Source organism: Arthrobacter sp. 05N425 (assembly GCF_056397125.1).
In genome coordinates, this window is record NZ_JBFTMU010000001.1 from 525,360 (window position 1) to 544,580 (window position 19,221).

The 19,221-nt window shown below is 67.2% G+C and carries 15 protein-coding genes; 5 read left to right on the plus strand and 10 right to left on the minus strand.

Annotated elements, in window-relative coordinates:
• Window positions 1-74: 74 nt before the first annotated feature.
• Window positions 75-974: a hypothetical protein gene (locus AC1DGE_RS02400; protein WP_476916819.1), complete on the minus strand. Its 900-nt coding sequence runs from the start codon at window positions 972-974 to the stop codon at window positions 75-77.
• A 243-nt stretch (window positions 975-1,217) separates the two neighbouring features.
• On the minus strand, window positions 1,218-1,850 hold the full coding sequence (locus tag AC1DGE_RS02405) for a hypothetical protein (protein ID WP_476892398.1): 633 nt from the start codon (window positions 1,848-1,850) through the stop codon (window positions 1,218-1,220).
• Between the two features lie 430 nt (window positions 1,851-2,280).
• On the opposite strand from AC1DGE_RS02405, the gene AC1DGE_RS02410 reads away from it, so the two are divergent.
• Both AC1DGE_RS02410 and AC1DGE_RS02415 read left to right on the plus strand, forming a co-directional pair.
• Window positions 2,281-4,617 (plus strand): bifunctional polysaccharide deacetylase/glycosyltransferase family 2 protein, encoded by a 2,337-nt coding sequence (locus tag AC1DGE_RS02410; RefSeq protein ID WP_441417595.1) that lies wholly within the window; start codon window positions 2,281-2,283, stop codon window positions 4,615-4,617.
• A gap of 68 nt (window positions 4,618-4,685) precedes the next feature.
• Complete coding sequence (locus AC1DGE_RS02415) at window positions 4,686-5,774, plus strand: chitinase (RefSeq protein WP_476908722.1); 1,089 nt, start codon at window positions 4,686-4,688, stop codon at window positions 5,772-5,774.
• A 19-nt stretch (window positions 5,775-5,793) separates the two neighbouring features.
• Here the strand turns inward: AC1DGE_RS02415 and AC1DGE_RS02420 are convergent, their stop codons facing one another.
• Genes AC1DGE_RS02420 through AC1DGE_RS02435 form a run of 4 tightly spaced genes read right to left on the minus strand, consistent with a single transcriptional unit; the run spans window position 5,794 to window position 10,575 of the window.
• Complete coding sequence (locus AC1DGE_RS02420) at window positions 5,794-7,035, minus strand: class I SAM-dependent methyltransferase (protein WP_476908721.1); 1,242 nt, start codon at window positions 7,033-7,035, stop codon at window positions 5,794-5,796.
• On the minus strand, window positions 7,032-8,480 hold the full coding sequence (locus tag AC1DGE_RS02425) for a class I SAM-dependent methyltransferase (protein ID WP_476908720.1): 1,449 nt from the start codon (window positions 8,478-8,480) through the stop codon (window positions 7,032-7,034). Before AC1DGE_RS02425 ends, AC1DGE_RS02420 begins: the two co-directional genes overlap by 4 nt.
• Complete coding sequence (locus AC1DGE_RS02430) at window positions 8,477-9,208, minus strand: DUF1365 domain-containing protein (protein WP_476908719.1); 732 nt, start codon at window positions 9,206-9,208, stop codon at window positions 8,477-8,479. The genes AC1DGE_RS02425 and AC1DGE_RS02430 overlap by 4 nt, the downstream gene beginning before the upstream one ends.
• On the minus strand, window positions 9,205-10,575 hold the full coding sequence (locus AC1DGE_RS02435) for an NAD(P)/FAD-dependent oxidoreductase (RefSeq protein WP_476916820.1): 1,371 nt from the start codon (window positions 10,573-10,575) through the stop codon (window positions 9,205-9,207). Before AC1DGE_RS02435 ends, AC1DGE_RS02430 begins: the two co-directional genes overlap by 4 nt.
• 172 nt (window positions 10,576-10,747) lie before the next feature.
• Between AC1DGE_RS02435 and AC1DGE_RS02440 the strand changes: the two genes are divergently transcribed.
• Complete coding sequence (locus tag AC1DGE_RS02440) at window positions 10,748-11,668, plus strand: LysR family transcriptional regulator (RefSeq protein ID WP_441417589.1); 921 nt, start codon at window positions 10,748-10,750, stop codon at window positions 11,666-11,668.
• Between the two features lie 3 nt (window positions 11,669-11,671).
• Here AC1DGE_RS02440 and AC1DGE_RS02445 read toward each other — a convergent pair whose 3' ends face one another.
• Window positions 11,672-13,105, minus strand: coding sequence for an aldehyde dehydrogenase family protein (locus AC1DGE_RS02445; RefSeq protein ID WP_476908717.1), 1,434 nt, complete (start codon window positions 13,103-13,105; stop codon window positions 11,672-11,674).
• 99 nt (window positions 13,106-13,204) lie between these two features.
• Here AC1DGE_RS02445 and AC1DGE_RS02450 point away from each other — a divergent pair, with 99 nt between their 5' ends.
• Window positions 13,205-13,711 carry a DUF2004 domain-containing protein gene (locus AC1DGE_RS02450; RefSeq protein ID WP_441417587.1) on the plus strand — a complete coding sequence of 169 codons (507 nt, stop codon included), beginning with the start codon at window positions 13,205-13,207 and terminating at the stop codon, window positions 13,709-13,711.
• Window positions 13,712-13,894: 183 nt separating this feature from the next.
• Here the strand turns inward: AC1DGE_RS02450 and metE are convergent, their stop codons facing one another.
• Both metE and AC1DGE_RS02460 read right to left on the minus strand, forming a co-directional pair.
• On the minus strand, window positions 13,895-16,237 hold the full coding sequence (metE, locus tag AC1DGE_RS02455; protein WP_441417586.1) for a 5-methyltetrahydropteroyltriglutamate--homocysteine S-methyltransferase: 2,343 nt from the start codon (window positions 16,235-16,237) through the stop codon (window positions 13,895-13,897).
• Window positions 16,238-16,294: 57 nt separating this feature from the next.
• Entirely contained in the window at window positions 16,295-17,269 is a 975-nt protein-coding gene (locus tag AC1DGE_RS02460; RefSeq protein ID WP_476916821.1) for a methylenetetrahydrofolate reductase, read from the minus strand.
• A 459-nt stretch (window positions 17,270-17,728) separates the two neighbouring features.
• Between AC1DGE_RS02460 and AC1DGE_RS02465 the strand changes: the two genes are divergently transcribed.
• Window positions 17,729-17,926, plus strand: a complete 198-nt coding sequence (locus tag AC1DGE_RS02465; RefSeq protein ID WP_249777074.1) for a hypothetical protein — start codon at window positions 17,729-17,731, stop codon at window positions 17,924-17,926.
• 37 nt (window positions 17,927-17,963) lie between these two features.
• Here the strand turns inward: AC1DGE_RS02465 and AC1DGE_RS02470 are convergent, their stop codons facing one another.
• Window positions 17,964-19,166 (minus strand): ROK family transcriptional regulator, encoded by a 1,203-nt coding sequence (locus AC1DGE_RS02470; protein WP_476916822.1) that lies wholly within the window; start codon window positions 19,164-19,166, stop codon window positions 17,964-17,966.
• Window positions 19,167-19,221 lie beyond the last annotated feature (55 nt).

The window sequence follows — 19,221 nt, forward strand, 5'->3', positions numbered from 1 at the left end:
AAAACGGGGGCCGGCGAAGTCTCGCCAGCCCCCGCAGGGCCTCCGGCCGCAGCCGGAGGTCAATCTCCCGAAAGCTACCGCTTCAGGAGCGTGTTGCCATAGCCGGCGTCGCACTTGCCGTCGTGGATCACGCCCGTGCCCGGGGCAACCGCGTAGTTGCTGGCAGGGTTGAAGACGGCCGTACGGACGTTCGTCACCCGGCTGGCGCAGTTGTCGGCACCGTCAGCGCTCATGCTCTGGCCGCCGATCCACATGTCGATCCAGATGGTGGAGTTGGTCCCCTCCACGTTGGTGCCCTGGTGGCAGGGGCCGCCTTGGGGGTCGTCGCCGTCGCCGCAGCTGTCCTCGACGACAAAGTAGCGGCGCACGTCCGGAAGATAGATCCGGGTGCCGGCCGGGAAGTCCAGCACGTCCTTACCGGTGGCAGTGGAATGACCCACGGCGATGGTGATCGGGTCGTTGTAGGTGCCGGTGCCCCCGGCCGTGCTGTGCAGAATGGGGTGGCTGATCGTGGCTGAGCCCACCGGTGTGTTGTCGTACCAGGTGTACGCCGTCGTGTACGTGGTGTGGACAACCCGCTCGGAGGACGACGCCGGCACAACGGGTGCCGGGGCCGGCTTCGGAGCCACGGCCGGCACGGCGGGTGCGGCGGGAACAGTTACCGGCGTCTTTACTGCGGCTGCAGTTTTGGCTGCTGCAGCGGCTGCGGCTTTCTGAGCCGCGGCCTTCTGCGCTGCTGCCGCCTTGGCCTTCTTGGCGGCTACAGCTGCAACCTTGGCCTTCTCGGCAGCGGCCCGCTGCGAGGCGCCGACCTCGGCGGACGGCTTATCGGCAGCGGCCGAAACCTCAACACCGGCGTTTGCCGCTCCGGAAGACTGGGCGGATGAATTGGAGGCGCCGGTTTCGGCGCCACACGCCGAGGTGGCGAGGAGGACCGAGAGCATGCCGGCGGCCAGCAGAGTATTTCTGCGCATGGAAAATAAAGCCTTTTCATGGGGTGCGGAAAACGGGCAGTCCCTGGGGATGGTTCCTGCCCGGAGTTGGTCACGGCATGCGGAGCGCTAAGACGCCTCGCCGAGGGGATTACCACACGCGAGAGCATTCTGGATGTTCTGTCGGGCGTGTGTACCAACCGGTAACCCAAACGTTACCTTGGCAAGCGCGGAGAGGCCAATCGACAGGGTCCTTTGACCTGTTTTCAAACTCGGCGCAGGAAATCAGCGGGCCTTCGGGGACGGTGACGTGGTGACGAGCTGATTGCCGTAGCCGCTATCGCACTTGCCGTCGTGGATCACACCCACCCCGGAAGCCACGACGTAGTTGTCCGCAGGGTGGAAGACGGCGGCCCGGACACCGGTTACCTGGTCCGCGCAGCGCCTGGCAAACGACTCGCTCTCCCCCTCGCCGCCAATCCAGACATCAAGCCAGCTGGATGCACCCCCGTGCCTGGCCGCCAGTGCGTGGCAGGGCCCGTCCTCCGGGGTGGGGCCGTCCCCGCAGGTGTCCTCCACGATGAAGTACCGGCGGACGTCGGGTAAGTAGATCCGGGTGCCGGCAGGGAAATCAAGGACATCCTGGCCTGTCTCCAGGGAGTGCCCGACGGCGATCGTCACCGGATCCGCGTAGGTCCCTGCCCCGCCCGCCTTCTTGTGCAGCACCGGGTGGCTGATGTCCGGGGAGCCCTCGGGCGTGTTGTCGAACCAGGTATAGGCCGTGATGTACGTGTCCGGGACGGCCGAGAGCCCCGATGACGAAGGAGAAGGCGGTGGCGAAGGCGGCGCGCCCTCGCACGCGGCGGCAGCCAGGACAACCGACAGCAAGCCCGCGGCCAGTCCGATCTCTCTGCGCATTCGGCATCTGCCTCCACTAATTCGGACCACGTACCTAGAACGCTACCCGTCGGCCCGGCTGCGGCGATAGACGCAAGCTTCACCCGTCTCTCAGAGTCCGGCGGCACCCCAGTTGTGCCCCGCCGCGCTTACTCGACTCGTCGCCACCAATCGCGGTAGTCGGCCCCTCAAACCAAGTAGAACCACTCTTAAAACGCGGGTGTTTCCTACGCGTGTGTGACCCCATCGGGCGCTCCTAACCTCGAAGGCATAGGGGACGCCGCGAACCGGCGGCTCCCGCGGCTTCAAGGGAGAGATCAGATGAGCGCCGATTTTTCCCTCCGCGAATTGGTCGCCAATTCCGGGTTTGACCCCCGGGCACGAGCGCTGGCGCTCACGCCCTGACTCCGGTCGGGACTTCATCACACCAGATTCCCTGTCGAGGCAATCCATGAAGAAAATATCCCCAGTTTCCGGCACTGCACCGGTCTTCTTCGATCCCAGTGGAAAACGGTGGCGACGCATCCTCGTCGCCCTGGTGGCGAGCGTGCTGTTGATCGTCCTGTCGGTCGTGTGGATCCTGCCCGCTGCCAGCGCACCGGTATGGAAAGCGGCGGAGAACCAGTCCGTGGAGTATCCCCGGAAATTGCTGTCCACCCAGGATCTGCGCAACATTCCCCGAATCGGCCCCGAAGGGGGCTTCGCCTTCGACCGGATAGCGCTCATCGAGCGGCGAGGCGGCAAAGTCTTCCTCAAGGATCCCTTCAGCAACACCATCTGGAGGGAGGCCACCGCCGAGGAAATTGAGCTGATCGGCAACAGCCCCTACGCCATGGAAACTTTTGGGAAGCCGGCGGACCACACATTGATGTTGACCTTCGATGATGGGCCGGACCCGCGGAATACGCCGCAAATTCTGGATTTGCTGTCCAAAGAAGGCGTGCCGGCGACGTTCTTCACGGTTGGCGACAACATCGTGAAGTACCCGGATATCTTCCGCCGCATGACCCAGGAAGGTCATATGGTCGGAAACCACACGATGTCCCACATCGATTTCTGGGCTCACGACGACCTGTTTAACCGCCAGCAAATTATCGGGGCGGACCGGGTTATGCGCGCCGCAGACAACTATGGAACACGGCTGTTCCGGATCCCCACCGGAGACCCGGAAAACAACACATTGGCCCTCCTGCAATCCCAGCAGTTGGGGTTCCTCCACATCAACATGGACTTTGATACGCGTGACTGGTCCTACGCCCCCGGCGTTCCGATCAAGGCGCAGAAACTGGACGGACAAGGGCACATTGTCCTAGTTCACGACGGCGGCGGTGATCGCAGCGCAACGATCGAAATGCTGAAGACTTTCATCCCGCAGGCAAAAGCGATGGGTTACACCTTCACCACGGTCGAGCCGCTGCTTCCGCCCGAATACATTCCCCAGTCGGACGCCAAGGCCGCCGTGGAGGACGATGCGACCCTGGCCGCGATGACGACGTATCTAGTGACTCCGAACGTGGTCCTCACCTGGCTTTTCTGGTTCGGAATCGGCTCGCTGACCGTCCTGACGTTCCTCTACGTGGTCCTCGCCGTCATCAACAATCAGCGGCAGAAGAAACGTCTTTGGGCGGACGTCAAGGAGGAAGAGTGGCCGTTCGTCAGCGTCGTCCTGCCGGTGTTCAACGAAGAACTTGTCGTGGCCAAAACATTGGATGCCCTTAGAGCCAGCGACTACCCCCGGATGGAAGTCGTCGCCATTAATGACGGCTCTACCGACGGCACTTTGGCGGTTCTTTCCGAATACGCCCAGACCTGGCCGCAACTGCGCGTCATCGACCAGCCCAACGGCGGAAAGTCCGCCGCCAGTAACCACGGAATAGCCCAGTCCCGCGGAGAAATTGTGGTCACCCTCGACGGTGACACGCTGTTTGAACCCCAGACCATCAAGATGTTTGCCCGCCATTTCCTGGCGCCGCGCAACGGCAAGATCGTCGGAGCAGTCGCCGGGCACGTGAAAGTCGGAAACCGCCGCAATCTCCTGACTGCCTGGCAAAGCCTTGAATATCTCTCCGGCATCTGCGTCACCCGAATGGCGGAGGGCCTGATGGGAGCGATCTCGATTGTCCCGGGCGCCTGCGCAGCCTGGCGGCGGGAGGCACTCATCCAGGCAGGCGGCTACTCCCACGACACGCTCGCAGAGGATGCTGACCTCACCCTCTCCCTGCAGCGGCTCGGCTACAGCATCGTGCAGGAGAACTCCGCCGTGGCATGGACGGAAGCGCCCATGACCCTGCGGGGATTGTTCAAGCAGCGGCTCCGCTGGACTTATGGCAACATCCAGACGCTCTACAAGCACCGCTCGATGCTCTTCAATCCCCGGTTCGGCGCCCTCGGCATGCTGACCATGCCCTACGCCCTGATCTCGGTGCTGGTTCCGCTGGTCTTCATGCCCCTGACGGTCATTGTGGCTGTGACCAGCCTGGCCCGCGGCGAATGGCAGGCCGTCGCCGCGTTCTCGGTGTTCGTCGCCGCAACCCACATGATCATCTCGATAGTGGCCGTGCTGATGGTCCATGAGAGCCCGATGCACCTCCTCATGGTCCCCATCTACCGGCTCATCTACGAACCCCTCCGCGCCTACGTGGTGTTCGGGTCCGCGATTCTGGCCCTGCGGGGCACCGCCGTCGGCTGGTACAGGCCCGAACGCACCAACAGCGTCCTGATGCCGACGGGCCAGGCAAAACTGGGTGCCCTCGCCCCGGCGCATGCGGACCAGCTGGCCCCGTTGTAGCCTAGGGCCGTTGGCGGGATCCGTGGCGAAGAAAGGGACGGCCCTCGTGGCGGACGGAGGAAGCATTCATGCAAAGACGGAATAGGCCCCGCTCCCGCAACCGGAGCGGGGTCCTCGCCACCTCCGCCGTAGTGTTGGCGGTTGCCGCTTGTTCTCCGGCACCGCCGACCAACTACGGACAGGAGCCGCGCAGGAGCCAGTCCGCGCCGGCCCCTCAGTGGTTCGGCGGCTACCTCGACGTCACGCTCCTCCCGAGCCTGCGCCTACAGGACACGGCACTTCACGGAGCCGCCACCACGGTCCTGTCCTTTGTTGGCGCACATCCGAAAAATACCTGCCAACCCTCCTGGGACGGCGTACACACGCTTGACCAGGCCGGCGCCAAGCTGAGCGTGGACGACCAGATCAAATCATTCCGCAAGGCCGGCAATGACATAGCTGTCTCTTTCGGAGGACAGCTCGGCAAGGAGCTCGCCGAAACCTGCACCGACCTCGCCGCGCTGGTGAAGGCCTACGCGGCGGTCATCACCAAGTACGGACTCGACACCCTGGACTTCGACATAGAAGGCGCGGGCTTGAGCGATCAGGCCGCGGCAACACGACGTGCCGCGGCCGCCGCGAAGCTTCAGGCCGACAGTCCTGCCGTCAACCCGTTGAAGGTCTGGCTGACCCTTCCCGTGTCGATGCAGGGCCTGACGACGGATGGCGAAAAGTCCGTGACAGCCATGCTGGACGCCGGAGTCGAACTCGCCGGCGTCAACATCATGGTGATGGACTTTGAACCGCTCGCCCCTGGCCAGACGATGCTCGCCGCGGCAAAAAGCGCTGCCGAGGCTACCCACCAGACTCTGGGTGCACTGTACAAGCAAGCCGGCAAGCCGCTCGACGATGCGGCGTTGTGGCAGCGGATCGGGCTCACCCCGATGATCGGGGTGAACGATGTGAAAGGCCAGGTCTTCACCCTCGCGGACGCCGAAGGCCTGAACAGCTTCGCCGCGGAACGCGGCATCGGGCGGATGTCCATGTGGTCGCTGAACCGGGACATCGCCTGCACTTCCGCCAGCCGGCCCGAAGAAGGCAGCAGCGCCTCCAGCAACTGCAGCGGCGTGCAGCAGGCGCCCGGGATGTTCGCGAAGCTGCTGGCCAAGTCCTTCTAGGGTGGAGCTTCCGGAACTGTTACTCCGGCCGGCTGCAGAGGATCTGTTCCACGCCCATCCGGCCCTCCGCGAAGCTGCGCAGTGCGCCCACCAAGTACAGCCGCCATACCCGGGCAATCTCCTCACCCATCATCGCGACGGCGGCGTCGTAGTTCTGCTCGAACCGCGCGTGCCAGGCCTCAAGAGTGCGGACGTAGTCGCGGCGCATCGCCTCAACGGCCTCGACCTCAAGACCGGCGCCCTCCAGGAACCCCAGCGTCTCCCCGACCGGGCGCATGTGCATGTCCGGGGCGATGAACGACTCGATGAACGGCCCTCCCCCGGGATGCTTGCCGCGACGGGACATCTGCTGCACCAGGACGCGGCCGCCGGGGACCACGTTGTTGAACAATGCGGCGGCGTAGATGGGGTAGTTACGCTGCCCCACGTGCTCACCCATCTCGAGCGATGCCACGGCGTCGAACGGGCCGTCCGGGATCTCGCGGTAGTCCTGCACCCGGATGTCTGCCCGGCCCTCCAGCCCTCGCTCCTTGATCCGCGCGTCGATGAACGCCTTCTGCTCGACCGACAGGGTGACACCGACGACGTCGACGCCGTAGTGCTGCGCCGCATGCAGGCTCAGCGATCCCCAGCCGCAGCCGATATCGAGCAGCCGCATCCCCGGCTTCAGCCCGATCTTGCGGCAGACCAGATCCAGCTTGTCCCGCTGGGCGTCCTCGAGCCCATACCCTGGGGCGGCGTTCCCGCGGGAATCCATCCAGTAGCCGCTGGAATACGCCATCTGCGGGTCCAGGATCAGCGCGTAAAAGTCGTTGCTGAGGTCGTAGTGGTGGCTGATGGCGGCGCGGTCACGGATCAGGCTGTGCAGCCGGCCCTTCACCCGGGCCTGGCTGGCCGGCGGTTCGGGCGGCGCGCCCAAGGCGCCGGCAGCCTTAGCGATCCGGCCGACGCCGGCCAGAATGGACGGGGTGGGCCGGACGCCGGACAGGCCGCGGTCCCGGACCACCTTCCAGAGGTGCTCAAGCGCCGAGTTCAGGTCGCCGTCGACGTCGAGTTCCCCGGTGACGTAAGCCTGCGCGGCACCCAGCTCCCCCGGCGCCCAGAGCAGCCGGCGGATGGCATCCGGGGAGTTGAGCCGCACCACCGGAGCCCCGGCCGGACCAGCCTCGCTGCCGTCCCACACGACGAGCCGGACGGGGAGTTCACCGCCGACCACCGGGCGAAGGACGTCAGCGATCATGGTTGCAAGCGCCGCCGTCATCCTGCGGTCCGCTCGCTGGAAACCTTGGCCGCTGCCTTACCGGCGGCAGTCTTGCTGGAAACCTTGTCCAGCACGATCTGCTGCACGTCCAGGTAACCGGTCTCAAAGCCGGCGCGGGAGTAGCACAGGTAGAACAGCCACATCCGCTGGAAGATTTCGTCGAACCCGAGGGCGCGGACCTCCTCCGCGCGGGCCATGAAGCGTTCCTCCCAGAGCCGCAGGGTCTGGGCGTAGTGTTCGCCCATGGCGAGGCGTTCGCGGACCCGGAGCCCGGTCTGCTTCTCGGTGATCTCCTCGATCGCCCGGACCGAGGGGATGACGCCGCCCGGGAAGATGTACTTGTGCACCCAGGTGTAGCTGGTCCGGGTGGCGATCAACCGGTCGTGGCCGATAGTGATGGCCTGGATGGCGACCTTGCCGCCGGGGGCCAGGACGCGCTCGATCGTCTGGAAGTAGGTGGCCCAGTACTCGTAGCCGACCGCCTCGATCATCTCCACGGAGACGACGGCGTCGTACTCGCCTTCCACGGCGCGGTAATCCTTGAGCTCGATCGTGACGGCGTCGGCGTAGCCTGCTTCGGCCACGCGCTGTCGCGCCAGTTCCTGCTGCTCGCTGGAGAGGGTCACGGAGTAGACCGTCGCCCCGCGGGCCGCGGCCCGGAGGGCAAGTTCACCCCAGCCGGTGCCGATTTCCAGCACGCGGGTTCCCTCCGTGACACCGGCCTTGTCCAGCAGCCGGTCGATCTTCGCCTGCTGCGCGGCGGCCAGGCCGTCCCAGGCAACATTCCGCAACGCGTCGCCGCTCTCCGGGAAGAGGGCGCTGGAGTAGGTCATGGTGCTGTCCAGGAACGTGGCAAAGAGCTCGTTGGACAGGTCGTAGTGCCGGGAGATGTTGGAGCGGGTGTTCTGCTCCGTGTTCCGCTCGGTGCGCGGCGTCCGGGGCAGGTACAGGCCGCGGAGCTTCTGCAACGGCTCAGGTACGAGTGTTCCAGCCCGGGCCGCGAAGACCTCCATCACGGCGGTCAGGTCGTCCGCGTCCCAGTCCCCGGCCATGTAGGACTCACCAAGGCCGATCAGTCCGCCGTCGCCGAGCCGGGCAGCGAATGCCTCCGGACGGTTCATCGTCATCACCGGGAAGGACTGGCCCGGCCCGGCCTGGCCGGATGCCGCCCTCCCGAGGACGGAGCCGTCGGGGTAGCGCACCTCCAGCGGGAGGCGGCGCACCGCGGCACGGAAGATCGCATCGGCGGCCTTCCCCGCCAGCCGGGCCTTGAGGCTGGAGGGCACGGCCGCGATGCTGGGCCAGATCGTGGCGTCGATAGCCGCCGGCGGCTGCGGAACCGTGTAGGGCACCGACGGGTTCGCGGATGTGTTCGTCTGCGCCGTGTTCGCCTGCGTAGTGTTCGTCTGCGCAGGCTGGGACCCGGTCGCTTCGGTCATGGTCACTGGACTGCCTCCTGTGAGGGGTGGTGTGGTCTTTTGATGATGGGCAACCTACGTGCCCAAAGCTTGATTCCCTGCCAGCGGATCTGCGCGGCCACCCGCAGCGGCGCCAGCGGGACGGCGAGCGCCGCGGCCAGGATGTTCGGCACGGTGGCGTCGCGGCGGCTGCCGTCCACAGTCGCGACGAACGGCTTCTGCCCGTCCCGCTCCAGGACAATCGAGACGGCGAGCCGCTCGGCGGGTTCCGGCAGCTTCATCCGGTACTGGCCGTCGACGTCGTTGAACGGCGAGACGTAGAACGCCTTGGGTACGGTGGCCCGTCCGGCGTCGTCGGTCTCCAGCAGGTAGCAGTGCCGTTCCCCGTACGTGTTGTGGACCTCGGCGACGACGCAGCGCAGCTCCCCCGCGGCGTCGTGGCACCAGAACAGGCTGAGCGGGTTGAAGACGTGGCCGAAGACGCGCGCGCTGGCCAGCATGGTGATCCGCCCGCCGTCGAGCTCAATGTTCTGGGTGGCGAGATAACTTTCCACGTTGCCGCGCAGCGTTCCGTCCGGGTCACCGAGGTGGTCCGCCACGCAGAAGCCGGCCAGCGGGGCGAGCCAGCGCGGCAGGCTGGGGAGGGAATCGACGTCGACATACCAGCTGTAGCTGCGGTAAGTGAAGGCATTGTGCAGCGGGGTGCGGCGCACGTGCGCGATCGACGTGCGGTAAATGGCTGCCTGACTGCTCATGCACCCTCCTGGGCAGCCGCCTGCAAGGAAGCCGCCTTCACTTCGGCAACACCGGCGGGTTCCCACTCGCGTCCCAGCTTCCCTGCGGCGCGGACGCCGGAGAGGGCGCCGTCCTCATGGAAGCCCCAGCCGTGGTAGGCGCCGGCGAACGCCAGGCTGCCGTCGCCAAGGCCCAGGATCTGCTGCTGGGCGCGCAGTGAATCAGGCGTGTACTGCGGGTGTTCGTAGACCATCCGCTCAAGGACGGTGCCGTCTCCAATCAGCTCCGACTCGCCCAGGCTGACGATGTAACGCTTACCGTCCGCCGGTTCCAGACGCTGCAGGCGGGTCATGTCGTAGCTGACCAGGACCCGGTCGGGGCGGGCGTCGCACGAGGGCAGCCGGTAGTTCCAGGACGCCTTGGCATTGTCGCTGGCGGGCAGCACGGCGTCGTCGCGGTGGAAGACCGTGTGGTTGACCGAGTAGGGCATGCCGGCCAGGGCTTCGCGCTCGGCGGCAGTGGCGTCCTCGAGCATCCGCAGCGCCTGCGCCGGATGGGTGGCGATCACGACGGCGTCGAACTGCTCGGTGCTCTCCCCGGTGGTGACTTCCACCCCGCCGGCGTGGCGGCGGACCCGTGTGACCGGGCTGGAGAGGCGGATGTCCGGCAGTGTCGCGGCGACTTTATCCACGTAGCTGCGCGAGCCGCCGGTGACCGTGCGCCATTGCGGGGAGCCCTTCACGCCGAGCAGCCCGTGGTGGCCGAGGAAGGTGAAGAGGTAGCGGGCCGGGTAGGCCAGGGCGGTGGTGGGGTCGCAGGACCACACTGCGCTGACCACGGGGGTCATGAAGTGGACGACGAAGTAGCTGCTGAACTTCTCCCGGTCCAGGAACTCGCCGAGGGTCAGCTCGGGCGCAGCCGTGCCGGTGGCGGCGTCGGCCTCGGCCAGCAGGGCCCGGGCCCGGCGGTAGAAGCGGGTGACCTCCAGCAGCATCAGCAGGTAGCGGCCGCGCATCAGGGTGGAGGGCCTCGGGATGATGCCCCGCGCGCCGCCCCGGGCGCCCGCGTATTCCAGTCCGCAGCCGTCGCAGCGGATGGACATGCTCATTTCCGATTCCTGGGTCTGCACGCCCAGTTCCTTGAACAGCCGCAGCAGGGTGGGGTAGGTCCGGTTGTTGTGGACGATGAAGCCGGTGTCGATCCCCAGGACGGAGCCGTCGGCCTGGCCGACGTCGTGCGTGTGGGCGTGGCCCCCAAGCCGTGCATCCGCTTCGAACACCGTCACGTGGTCGCGCCGGTTCAGGACGTAGGCGGCGGTCAGTCCGGCAACCCCGCTTCCGATCACGGCGACGCGCCGTCCGTCCGGGATTCTTGATGCTTGCTGCACTGGTCTGCTCCTGTTGCTTCGCCTGAATCGTCCTGGTGGACCGTCTTATGGGCAATTCGTAACCGCGGGGCGGCCGGATGAGTCCGATTTCCCAGCGGCTGCCTGCACACCAATGTGCCAGAATGAAGCGGGATTTCGCTCCCGCCTCACCGTAACCACCGAAGGGCCGCCCTTGATCAACCCCGTGCACCTCCGAACGCTCGTGGAAGTGGTCCGGCTGGGCTCGTTCGCGGCGGCCGCCACGCGGCTGGGCTACACCGCCTCGGCGGTGTCGCAGCAGATGTCAGCCCTGGAGCGGGACACCGGGGTGGCCCTGTTTCAGCGCTCGGCCCGCAGCATCAACCCGACGGAGGCCGCTGTCGTGATGACCCGGCATGCGGCCAAGGTCCTCACCGACATCGACGCGCTGATGGCGGCGGCGGCCCGGACCCACGACAGTGCCAGCCAGGAACTCCGGCTCGGCATCTTCCCCAGCCTGGCCACGTACGTCCTCCCCCGGATCCTGCAGAATCCGGCGTGGAAGAAGCTGGGCATCGAACTGCGGGTCTCCGTGGCCGAGCCGGGCCAGACCATCCAGGGGCTGCGCACCGGCGGCGAGCTCGACGTCGCGCTGGTCTACCAGGTGGGCCAGTCCGGCCTCGCCTGGCCGCATACGGTGAACCGGCAGTGGATCGGCGACGACGACTTCCGGGTGGTGCTGCCCGCGGCCTGGGGCATCGGCCCCGAATCCAAGGTGGCGGCCGACCACCTTTCCGACATGCCCTGGATCATGCACCACCCCGGCACCTCCGACGCCACGGTGATCGAACGGCTCTTCGCCAGCTGCAACCTGCACCCGCGCGTAGTGGCCTACAGCGACGATTTCCACGCCAGCCTGGAAATGGCCGCTGCCGGCCTGGGCGCGGCCTTGGTCCCCGAGCTGGCCTTGCTGCACCGGCCGGCCGGCGTGGTGGTGCTGGATGTCCCCGAGATCCGGCTGGCCCGCAACGTCTTCGCGCTGCTGCCCAAGGAGAAGCAGACGGCTCAGGTCCAGCTGTTCGTGGAACTGCTGGCCGACACGCTCCACAAACTCGGAACCACGCGCCGGGACTGAGCGCTAGGACCGGCCGGGCTTCTCCGCCGGCTTCCGGGACTTCCGGGACTTTCCGGTCTTCCCGGCCGGCGCCACGAGCGTGCTGATGATCCGGTGCTTCGCCCTTGTGTACGGCGGATAGATCAGCGCCAGGGTGTCCGGCCAGAGCGGTTTGGAGAGCGTGGAGCGCTCGTGCGAGAACGTCCGCAGCGAGTGTTCGCCGTGGTAGGCGCCCATGCCGCTGCCGCCCACCCCGCCGAAGGGCAGCCCGGGAACGGTCAGGTGCGCGGCCGGCACGTCGAAGCACAGCGCCCCCGAGGAGGTCTGTTCGGCGAACGCCCGGCGCGTGTCGGCGTCGTTGCTGAACACATACAGGGCCAGCGGCTTGGCTCCGGCGTTGATCGTCCGAATCGCCTCGTCCCGGCCGCTGACCGGCACCAGCGGCAACAACGGGCCGAAGATCTCCTCCCCCATCACGGCATCCCCGGGCGCCGGGCGCAGCAGCGTCGGAGCGAAGTGCCGGCTGCCGGCGTCGCGCTCACCGCCGTGGACCACCGTGCTGCTGTCCGCGAGCGCGGCGAGCCGGGCGAAGTGCCGGTCATTGACGATCCGGCCGTAGGACTGGCTCCGCGCGGAATCCGTGCCGAACAGCGCATTGATGGCCTTGACCAGCTCGCGTTCCAGCGGCACCAAGACGTCCTCCGTGGCCAGAATGTAGTCGGGAGCGACACACGTCTGCCCGGCATTCATGAACCTGCCCCAGGCGATCCGTTTGGCGGCACCGGCCAGGTCCGTGGAGGCATCCACATACACCGGGGACTTGCCGCCCAGTTCCAGGGTCACCGGCGTCAGGTGCTCGGCTGCGGCGCGGAGCACCACCTTGGCCGCGGCCTCGCCCCCGGTGAAGAAGATGTGGTCGAAGCGCTCCGCCAGCAGCGCCGTGGTCTCGGGGATGCCGCCCTCGACCACCTGGGCCGCGCCGGGCAGGTATTCCGGAATCCAGCGGGCCAGGGCGGCGGAGGTGGCGGGGGCGTGCTCACTGGGCTTGAGCACCACGGCGTTGCCCGCGGCCAGGGCGCCGGCCAGCGGGGCGAGCAGCAGCTGCAGCGGGTAGTTCCACGGGCCGATCACCAGGACCACGCCCAGCGGGGTGGGTTCGGTCCAGGCCTTCGCCGGCTGGACCGCCAGCGGTACGGACACCGGCCGCCGCCGCAGCCAGGTTTCGAGGTGCTTCTCCAGGTACGCGGCTTCCGCCGTGACAAACCCGATTTCCGTTAGCTGCGCCTCGGTTTCGTGTTTGCCCAGGTCGCGGGCCAGTGCGGCGGCAAACTCCCGGCGCCGCTCGATGAGCATCCGCCGCAGGTTGCCGAGCTGCTCCAGCCGCCACGCCAGCGGGCGGGTGGTTCCGCTGTCAAAAAAATCTCGGGCGCGGGCAACGGTGGCGGCAACTGTTTGCATCCGATCAATGTACCGTTCCCCTGCCGGTGTTCAGGGGCGGTATCGGATAAATGCCGGCCAATGCTGGAACGGACCCGTATTCAGGACTATGTTGAAGACATGAGCAAGGTAGCGAGCCAGCACTTTGGAGAGATCGAGCTCAACCACGGGCGTGACCATAATTTCGCTGCGAAGCACGAACTTGCCGGCCAGCCCCTGGAGCTTGACCTGAATGTCAACGCGCATGACCATTTCGACGAGGCGGCCATGCACAAGGTTGACTACCGGCTGCGCTTCCTGCCCGAGCTTGTGGACCAGGTCCGCGAAATGATCGCCGAGGAGTTGGAGCAGGAAGGCACCAGCCCGCAGGAATACCTCCGCTTCCACTGCAACGCCATCAAGCCCGAGCACCTGCAGCAGGTCTTCGGCGTCACGGACAAGTCACAGCTGACCAACCAGGTCTTCCTCAAGGCCCTGAAGCTCGGCCACGTCGGCATCTACCCGGGCCAGCCGGAGCGCTACTTCGTCCTCGACTTCACCCTGGGCGCGCACTTCTCCGACGAGGTCCTGGTGGCCTCCGCGGACGAGGACGGCGTGGTTGACGACGAGATCCTCTGGGAATCCTGAATCTGTTGTTCCGCAGCGGCCCTTCTGAGCGCTGACAGGGGCCCCTGCTCAGCAGCCGATGGGACAAACGTACGACGGCGGCCGGCCACCTAGGAAGGGGGGCGGCCCACCTAGGACGGTGGCCGGCCGCCGTCGTCGGTTAAGGCTGCCGACCCTTCAGCGAACCGCCGGGTCGGCTGCGTGCTACTTGGCCGCTTCGAGCAGTTCCGCGCGGACCGTCCTGGTGGCCGTGACCAGGTTGCGCAGCGACTCCTCGGTCTCGGCGTAGCCGCGGGTCTTCAGGCCGCAGTCCGGGTTGACCCAGAGCTGGCGGGACGGGACGTGCTTGACCGCGGTGCTGAGCAGTTCGGTGACTTCCTGCTCGCCCGGGACGCGCGGCGAGTGGATGTCGTAGACGCCCGGGCCCACGCCGCGGCCGAAGCCGTGCGATTCGAGGTCGTGCACAACCTCCATGCGGGAGCGGGCGGCCTCGATCGAGGTCACGTCGGCGTCCAGGCCGTCGATCGCGTCGATGATGGCGCCGAACTCGGAGTAGCACAGGTGCGTGTGGACCTGGGTGGCGTCCGCGGCGCCGGCGGTGGCGAGGCGGAAGGACTTCACGGACCAGTCCAGGTAGGCGGCCTGGTCCGCCTTGCGCAGCGGCAGGAGCTCGCGCAGGGCCGGCTCGTCGACCTGGATGACCTTGATACCGGCCGCCTCCAGGTCCGCGATCTCGTCGCGGAGCGCGAGGGCCACCTGGTTGGCGGTCTCGCCGAGGGGCTGGTCGTCGCGGACGAAGGACCAGGCGAGGATGGTGACCGGCCCGGTGAGCATGCCCTTCATCGGCTTGCTGGTCAGCGACTGCGCGTAGCGGGCCCATTCCACCGTGATCGGGGCGCTGCGGGTGACGTCGCCCCAGAGGATGGACGGGCGGGTGCAGCGCGAGCCGTAGGACTGCACCCAGCCGTGCACGGTGACGTCGAAGCCTTCGAGGTTCTCCGCGAAGTACTGCACCATGTCGTTGCGCTCGGGCTCGCCGTGGACCAGGACGTCGAAGCCGAGCCCCTCCTGCAGCTCCACGACGCGCTTGATCTCATCCTTCATGAGCTGCTCGTACTGTTCGGTGCTGAGCTCGCCCTTGTTGGCGCGGGCCCGGGCGGTGCGGATCTCGGAGGTCTGCGGGAAGGAGCCGATGGTCGTGGTGGGCAGCGGCGGCAGGTGCAGCGCCTCGGTCTGCGCTTCTTCGCGGACCGCGTAGGCGGAGCGGCTGAAGTCCGCGTCGGTCAGGGCAGCGGTGCGGGCACGGACCTCGGCACGGCGGACACCCTCGGCCTCGGCGCGGGAGGCGATGATGCGGGTGGCCTCCTCGATGGCCGGGCGGACGGCGTCGGCATCGCTCAGCAGCCCGGCGAGGGTGACGACCTCGGTGGCCTTCTGGTCGGCGAAGGCCAGCCAGCTGCGCAGCTGCGCGGAGAGCTGGACTTCCTCGTCGACGTCGTGCGGGACGTGCTGGGTGGACGTGGAGGTGCTGATGGCGAGCTTCGCCACCGACTTCTGCAGCTCGGCGATCTTCGCGGCCGAGGCCGACAGGTCATTGCGCCAGATATTGTGGCCGTCCACGACGCCGGCCACGAGGGTCTTGTCGCCCAGCGCGGCGAGGGCGGCGGCGGACGGGACGTCGCCCTTGAAGACGTCCAGGTGCAGGGCATCGATGCCGGTCGCCGCGAGGGTGCCGAGCTGGCCGTTGAGCGCACCGTAGGGGGTGGAGACGAACAGCTGCGGACGGTCCGCGGCGCCGGCGAGCACCTCGTAGGAGCGGGCGACGGCGGCCTGGATCTCGTCGGCGGGGGTGTCCTGGTCCACCACGAGGGCGGGCTCGTCGAGCTGGACCCAGCTGGCGCCGGCCGCGGCGAGCTTTTCCAGCAGTGCGGTGTAGACGGGGAGGACGTCCTCGAGGCGGGACAGCGGGTTGAACCCGGCCGGGGCGTCGTCGGAGGCCTTGCTCAGCAGCAGGAAGGTGACCGGGCCGACGATGTACGGGCGGGTCTCCACCCCGTTGGCCAGGGCGTATTCGAATTCTTCGACGATCCGGTTGGACGTCAGCGCGAAGCTGGTCTCGGGGCCGATTTCCGGGACGAGGTAGTGGTAATTGGTGTCGAACCACTTGGTCATTTCCAGCGGCTGCTGGTCCTTGGTGCCGCGGGCCAGGGTGAAGTAGCCGTCGATGTCCAGCTGGCCCTCGGCGTCGAGGAGGTTTCCGAAGCGGGACGGCACGGCGCCGAGGTGGGCGGCGGCGTCAAGCACCTGGTCATAGTAGGAGAAAGTGCCGGGGACGGCGGCGGCTTCGGTCAGGCCGAGGCCCTGGAGGCGCTTGGCGGTGCCCAGCTGGATCTCCTTGGCGGCGGCGTCCAGGGCGGCGGCGTCGATCTTGCCGGCCCAGTAGGCCTCGACGGCCTTCTTGAGCTCGCGGCGGCGGCCGATGCGCGGGTAGCCCAGGATCGAGGCGGCCGGGAACGGGGTGGGGGCAGTGGTGTTGTGGTCAGTCATGGGAAGTCCTAAGAGTTGGTGGTGCTGTGCAGAGGAAAGTTGTGTCTACCGGCGCCGTCAGCTGGCGAGCTGGCGGCGGCCGGCCGGGCGCTGGTGGCTGCTGTGCCGGTTGCCGCTTCGAGGGCGGGGAAGCGCGAGCTTGTCCAGCACCTCGAGGGCGCTGGCGTGCTCGTTGAACGTGTACAGGTGCAGGCCCGGGGCCCCGGCGTCCAGGGCCGCGTTGGCCAGGTCCACGGTGGCGCTGACCCCGATCCGGTTGCGTTCGGCGTCGGTATCGGCGGCTGCCAGCCGCTCAATCAGCTCCGGCGCCGGTTCGACGCCGGTCAGTTCGCCCAGCCGGGTGAGCCGCCGGATGCTGGTCAGCGGCATGACCCCGGGGACGATCKGGATGGTGACGCCGGCCCGGCGTGCCCGGGACAGCAGCTGGGCGTACTGCTCGGTGTGGAAGAAGACCTGGGTGATGGCGAAGTCCGCGCCGGAGCGCTGCTTGGCCAGCAGCACCTCGACGTCGTGCGCCTCACTCGGGGATTCGGGGTGCCGCGTGGGGTAGGCCGCGACGCCGACCGCCACCTTGCCGGCGCAGAGCAGAGCCGAGCGTCGCTGCTCGACGCGGCGGATGAGCTCGATCAGGTCCTGGGCGTAGCGCAGCGAGCCATCGGCCGGGGCGCCGCCGTCCCTGGGCTGGTCGCCGCGCAGGGCGAGAATGCCGCGCACGCCGACGTCGAGCAGTTCGCCGATGATTTCGGCCAGCTCCTGGGGGGTGTTGCCTACGCAGGTCAGGTGCGCCAGCGGGCGCAGCGTGGTTTCCTGCACCAGGCGGTTGATGAGTTCGACGGCGGTGTTCCGGTTTGAGCCGCTCGCGCCGTAGGTGACGGACACGTAGTCGGGGCTGGTGGCTTCCAGTTCCCCGATGGTGGTCCAGAGCGACTCAGCAGCCGCTGGCGAACGTGGCGGGAAGAGTTCGTAGGACAGGGCGACGGGGGCCGCACCGGCGAGATTTGGATGTGCGTCAATAAGGCTTGGTGGAGACATTTGCGTCCTTGGCTGTGGGCCATTGGTGCCAGCTGGGCCGGAGTCCGGCCGGCGCTGCCGCCAATGAGTTGAGTTTGGGGAACACGGAGGAAACTTCAGCAGGACGCAGCCGCGACTGTTACGCCTGATACGAAGTTGTCCGTGAGCAAATGTCAGGCCCACATGGGGGCACCCACACCCTCCTAGGCCGCCCGTGAATAATTCGCATGGAATTCTTCCAAGAGCCGGCCCGCAGCGGAGGATCGCTGACACGTTACCGCGGTAACTTGTCTACGACTCTAAGGCGCCTGGGAAGGGCATTCAAGTTCTCCGCCGAATTAAGACGCGACTTTACGCCTTCGCGAAGCCTTCCACGGAAGATTCTTCGCCTATCAGGCCGATTATGTGGGCTGACGTTGTCCCGGAACCGGGGCCCTATCGGCCCTCCCCATGTCCGCGGCGCAGGTCTATCCTGAGGGCATGATCCAGCTTCCAGCCAGTTACCAGGAGTATCTCGCCGGCAAGAGCGAGAGCGTCATCAACACCGTCCGCCCGATCCTGATGCAGTCGGCGGCTGACAAGTTGCACGGGGTCCGGGTGGTGGTGCACCCGCACGACCACCAGGCGCATCTTGATGACACCATCCCGTTCGGGACCGTCATCGAGGACATCGACTGACGGATTCCGTTCCCGGCACTGGAGAGGAAGCTCCCGGCTAGCGCTCCAGCAGGAGGCGCTGCGAGCGCGGCGCCAGGGTGTGCTCAAGAACCAGGCAGGCGGCACCGATGGCACCCACATCCTCGCCCACGCCCGTGCCCACCACTTCGATCCCGTGGATTTTGCGGGTGGCGCTGTTTTCCGCCACAAGGTCAGGGACCAGGTTCAGGTACGTCTCCGAGAGACAGCTCCAGAACGGTCCCCCGAAGACGACCCGGTCCACGTCCAGGGTGTTGGTGATCACGGACACTGCCCGGGCCACAAGCACGGCGGAGCTGTCGATAATCTCTGCGGCCTTTTTGTCGCCCCCGTACGCCTGGGCACAGAGCTGGGCGAACCGTTCCTGGACGGCAGGACCGCTGTTACTCCCGCGCGGTCCATCGAGCACCCCGGCTTCTTCGGCCCGGGCCACGAGCACCTGGGGTATGGCCGTGGACTTCACGCAGCCGCGCAGCCCGCAGTCGCACAGGGCGCCGTCCGGGTCCACCACAATGTGCCCGATTTCGCCGGCGTTTCCGGACGTCCCACGCACCACCTCGTCGTTGAGGACGATTCCGCAGCCGATCCCGGTGCCCATGTACATAAAGATGAAACTCCCGGCCCCGCTGGGACCCCCGGCCCACGTTTCCGCAACCGCCGCGCTGGTGACGTCCTTGTCCACAAGGGTGGACAGTCCCGTGGCTTCTACGAGGGCATCCCGCAACGGGACGCGGTCCCAGCCGAGCAGGAGCGGCGGGTCCACCACCGTGCCCTCGTTGAGGTCGATGGGGCCGGGCGACGCGACGCCGAGGCCGGCGATCTTGGCGGGGTCGACACCGGAATCCGAGATCAGCTGCTTGATTTCGGCGGCGATGGTGTCAATGACGGCACCGGGATCGGCGCCGGACGGGGTTTTGATCCGGGAGTGCTTGACCACGGCCCCCACGAGGTCGAGCACCACGAACGTCGTCACGGCGGGATCCAGATGGACGCCGACGGCATACATGCCAGCGGCGTCCAGGCGAAGCATGGTCCGCGGCTTTCCGGGACCGGTACCCTCCTTGCCCGCCTCGACGATCAGGTTCTGGTCCAGCAGCCGGCGGGAGATGTTGGAGATGGTCTGCGGCGAGAGTCCGACGAGCTGCGCGAGTTCCACCCGGCTAAGGCCGCCCGGGGCGCGCCGGATCGCATCCAGGATAACCGTGAGGTTGAAATCCCCCATCCGTGGGAGGTTCGTTCCGCGCCGCGGCGAGGGTGTTCGGATCTCAGTCACTGAT

Excerpts from the sequence above, each read along its gene's own strand:
- AC1DGE_RS02400 (WP_476916819.1), bottom strand. The coding sequence starts at position 974 with ATGCGCAGAAATACTCTGCTGGCCGCCGGCATGCTCTCGGTCCTCCTC.
- AC1DGE_RS02430 (WP_476908719.1), bottom strand. The coding sequence starts at position 9,208 with ATGAGCAGTCAGGCAGCCATTTACCGCACGTCGATCGCGCACGTGCGC.
- AC1DGE_RS02410 (WP_441417595.1), top strand. The coding sequence starts at position 2,281 with ATGAAGAAAATATCCCCAGTTTCCGGCACTGCACCGGTCTTCTTCGAT.
- AC1DGE_RS02445 (WP_476908717.1), bottom strand. The coding sequence starts at position 13,105 with ATGCAAACAGTTGCCGCCACCGTTGCCCGCGCCCGAGATTTTTTTGAC.
- AC1DGE_RS02415 (WP_476908722.1), top strand. The coding sequence starts at position 4,686 with ATGCAAAGACGGAATAGGCCCCGCTCCCGCAACCGGAGCGGGGTCCTC.
- metE (WP_441417586.1), bottom strand. The coding sequence starts at position 16,237 with ATGACTGACCACAACACCACTGCCCCCACCCCGTTCCCGGCCGCCTCG.
- AC1DGE_RS02405 (WP_476892398.1), bottom strand. The coding sequence starts at position 1,850 with ATGCGCAGAGAGATCGGACTGGCCGCGGGCTTGCTGTCGGTTGTCCTG.
- AC1DGE_RS02470 (WP_476916822.1), bottom strand. The coding sequence starts at position 19,166 with ATGGGGGATTTCAACCTCACGGTTATCCTGGATGCGATCCGGCGCGCC.
- AC1DGE_RS02450 (WP_441417587.1), top strand. The coding sequence starts at position 13,205 with ATGAGCAAGGTAGCGAGCCAGCACTTTGGAGAGATCGAGCTCAACCAC.
- AC1DGE_RS02465 (WP_249777074.1), top strand. The coding sequence starts at position 17,729 with ATGATCCAGCTTCCAGCCAGTTACCAGGAGTATCTCGCCGGCAAGAGC.
- AC1DGE_RS02420 (WP_476908721.1), bottom strand. The coding sequence starts at position 7,035 with ATGACGGCGGCGCTTGCAACCATGATCGCTGACGTCCTTCGCCCGGTG.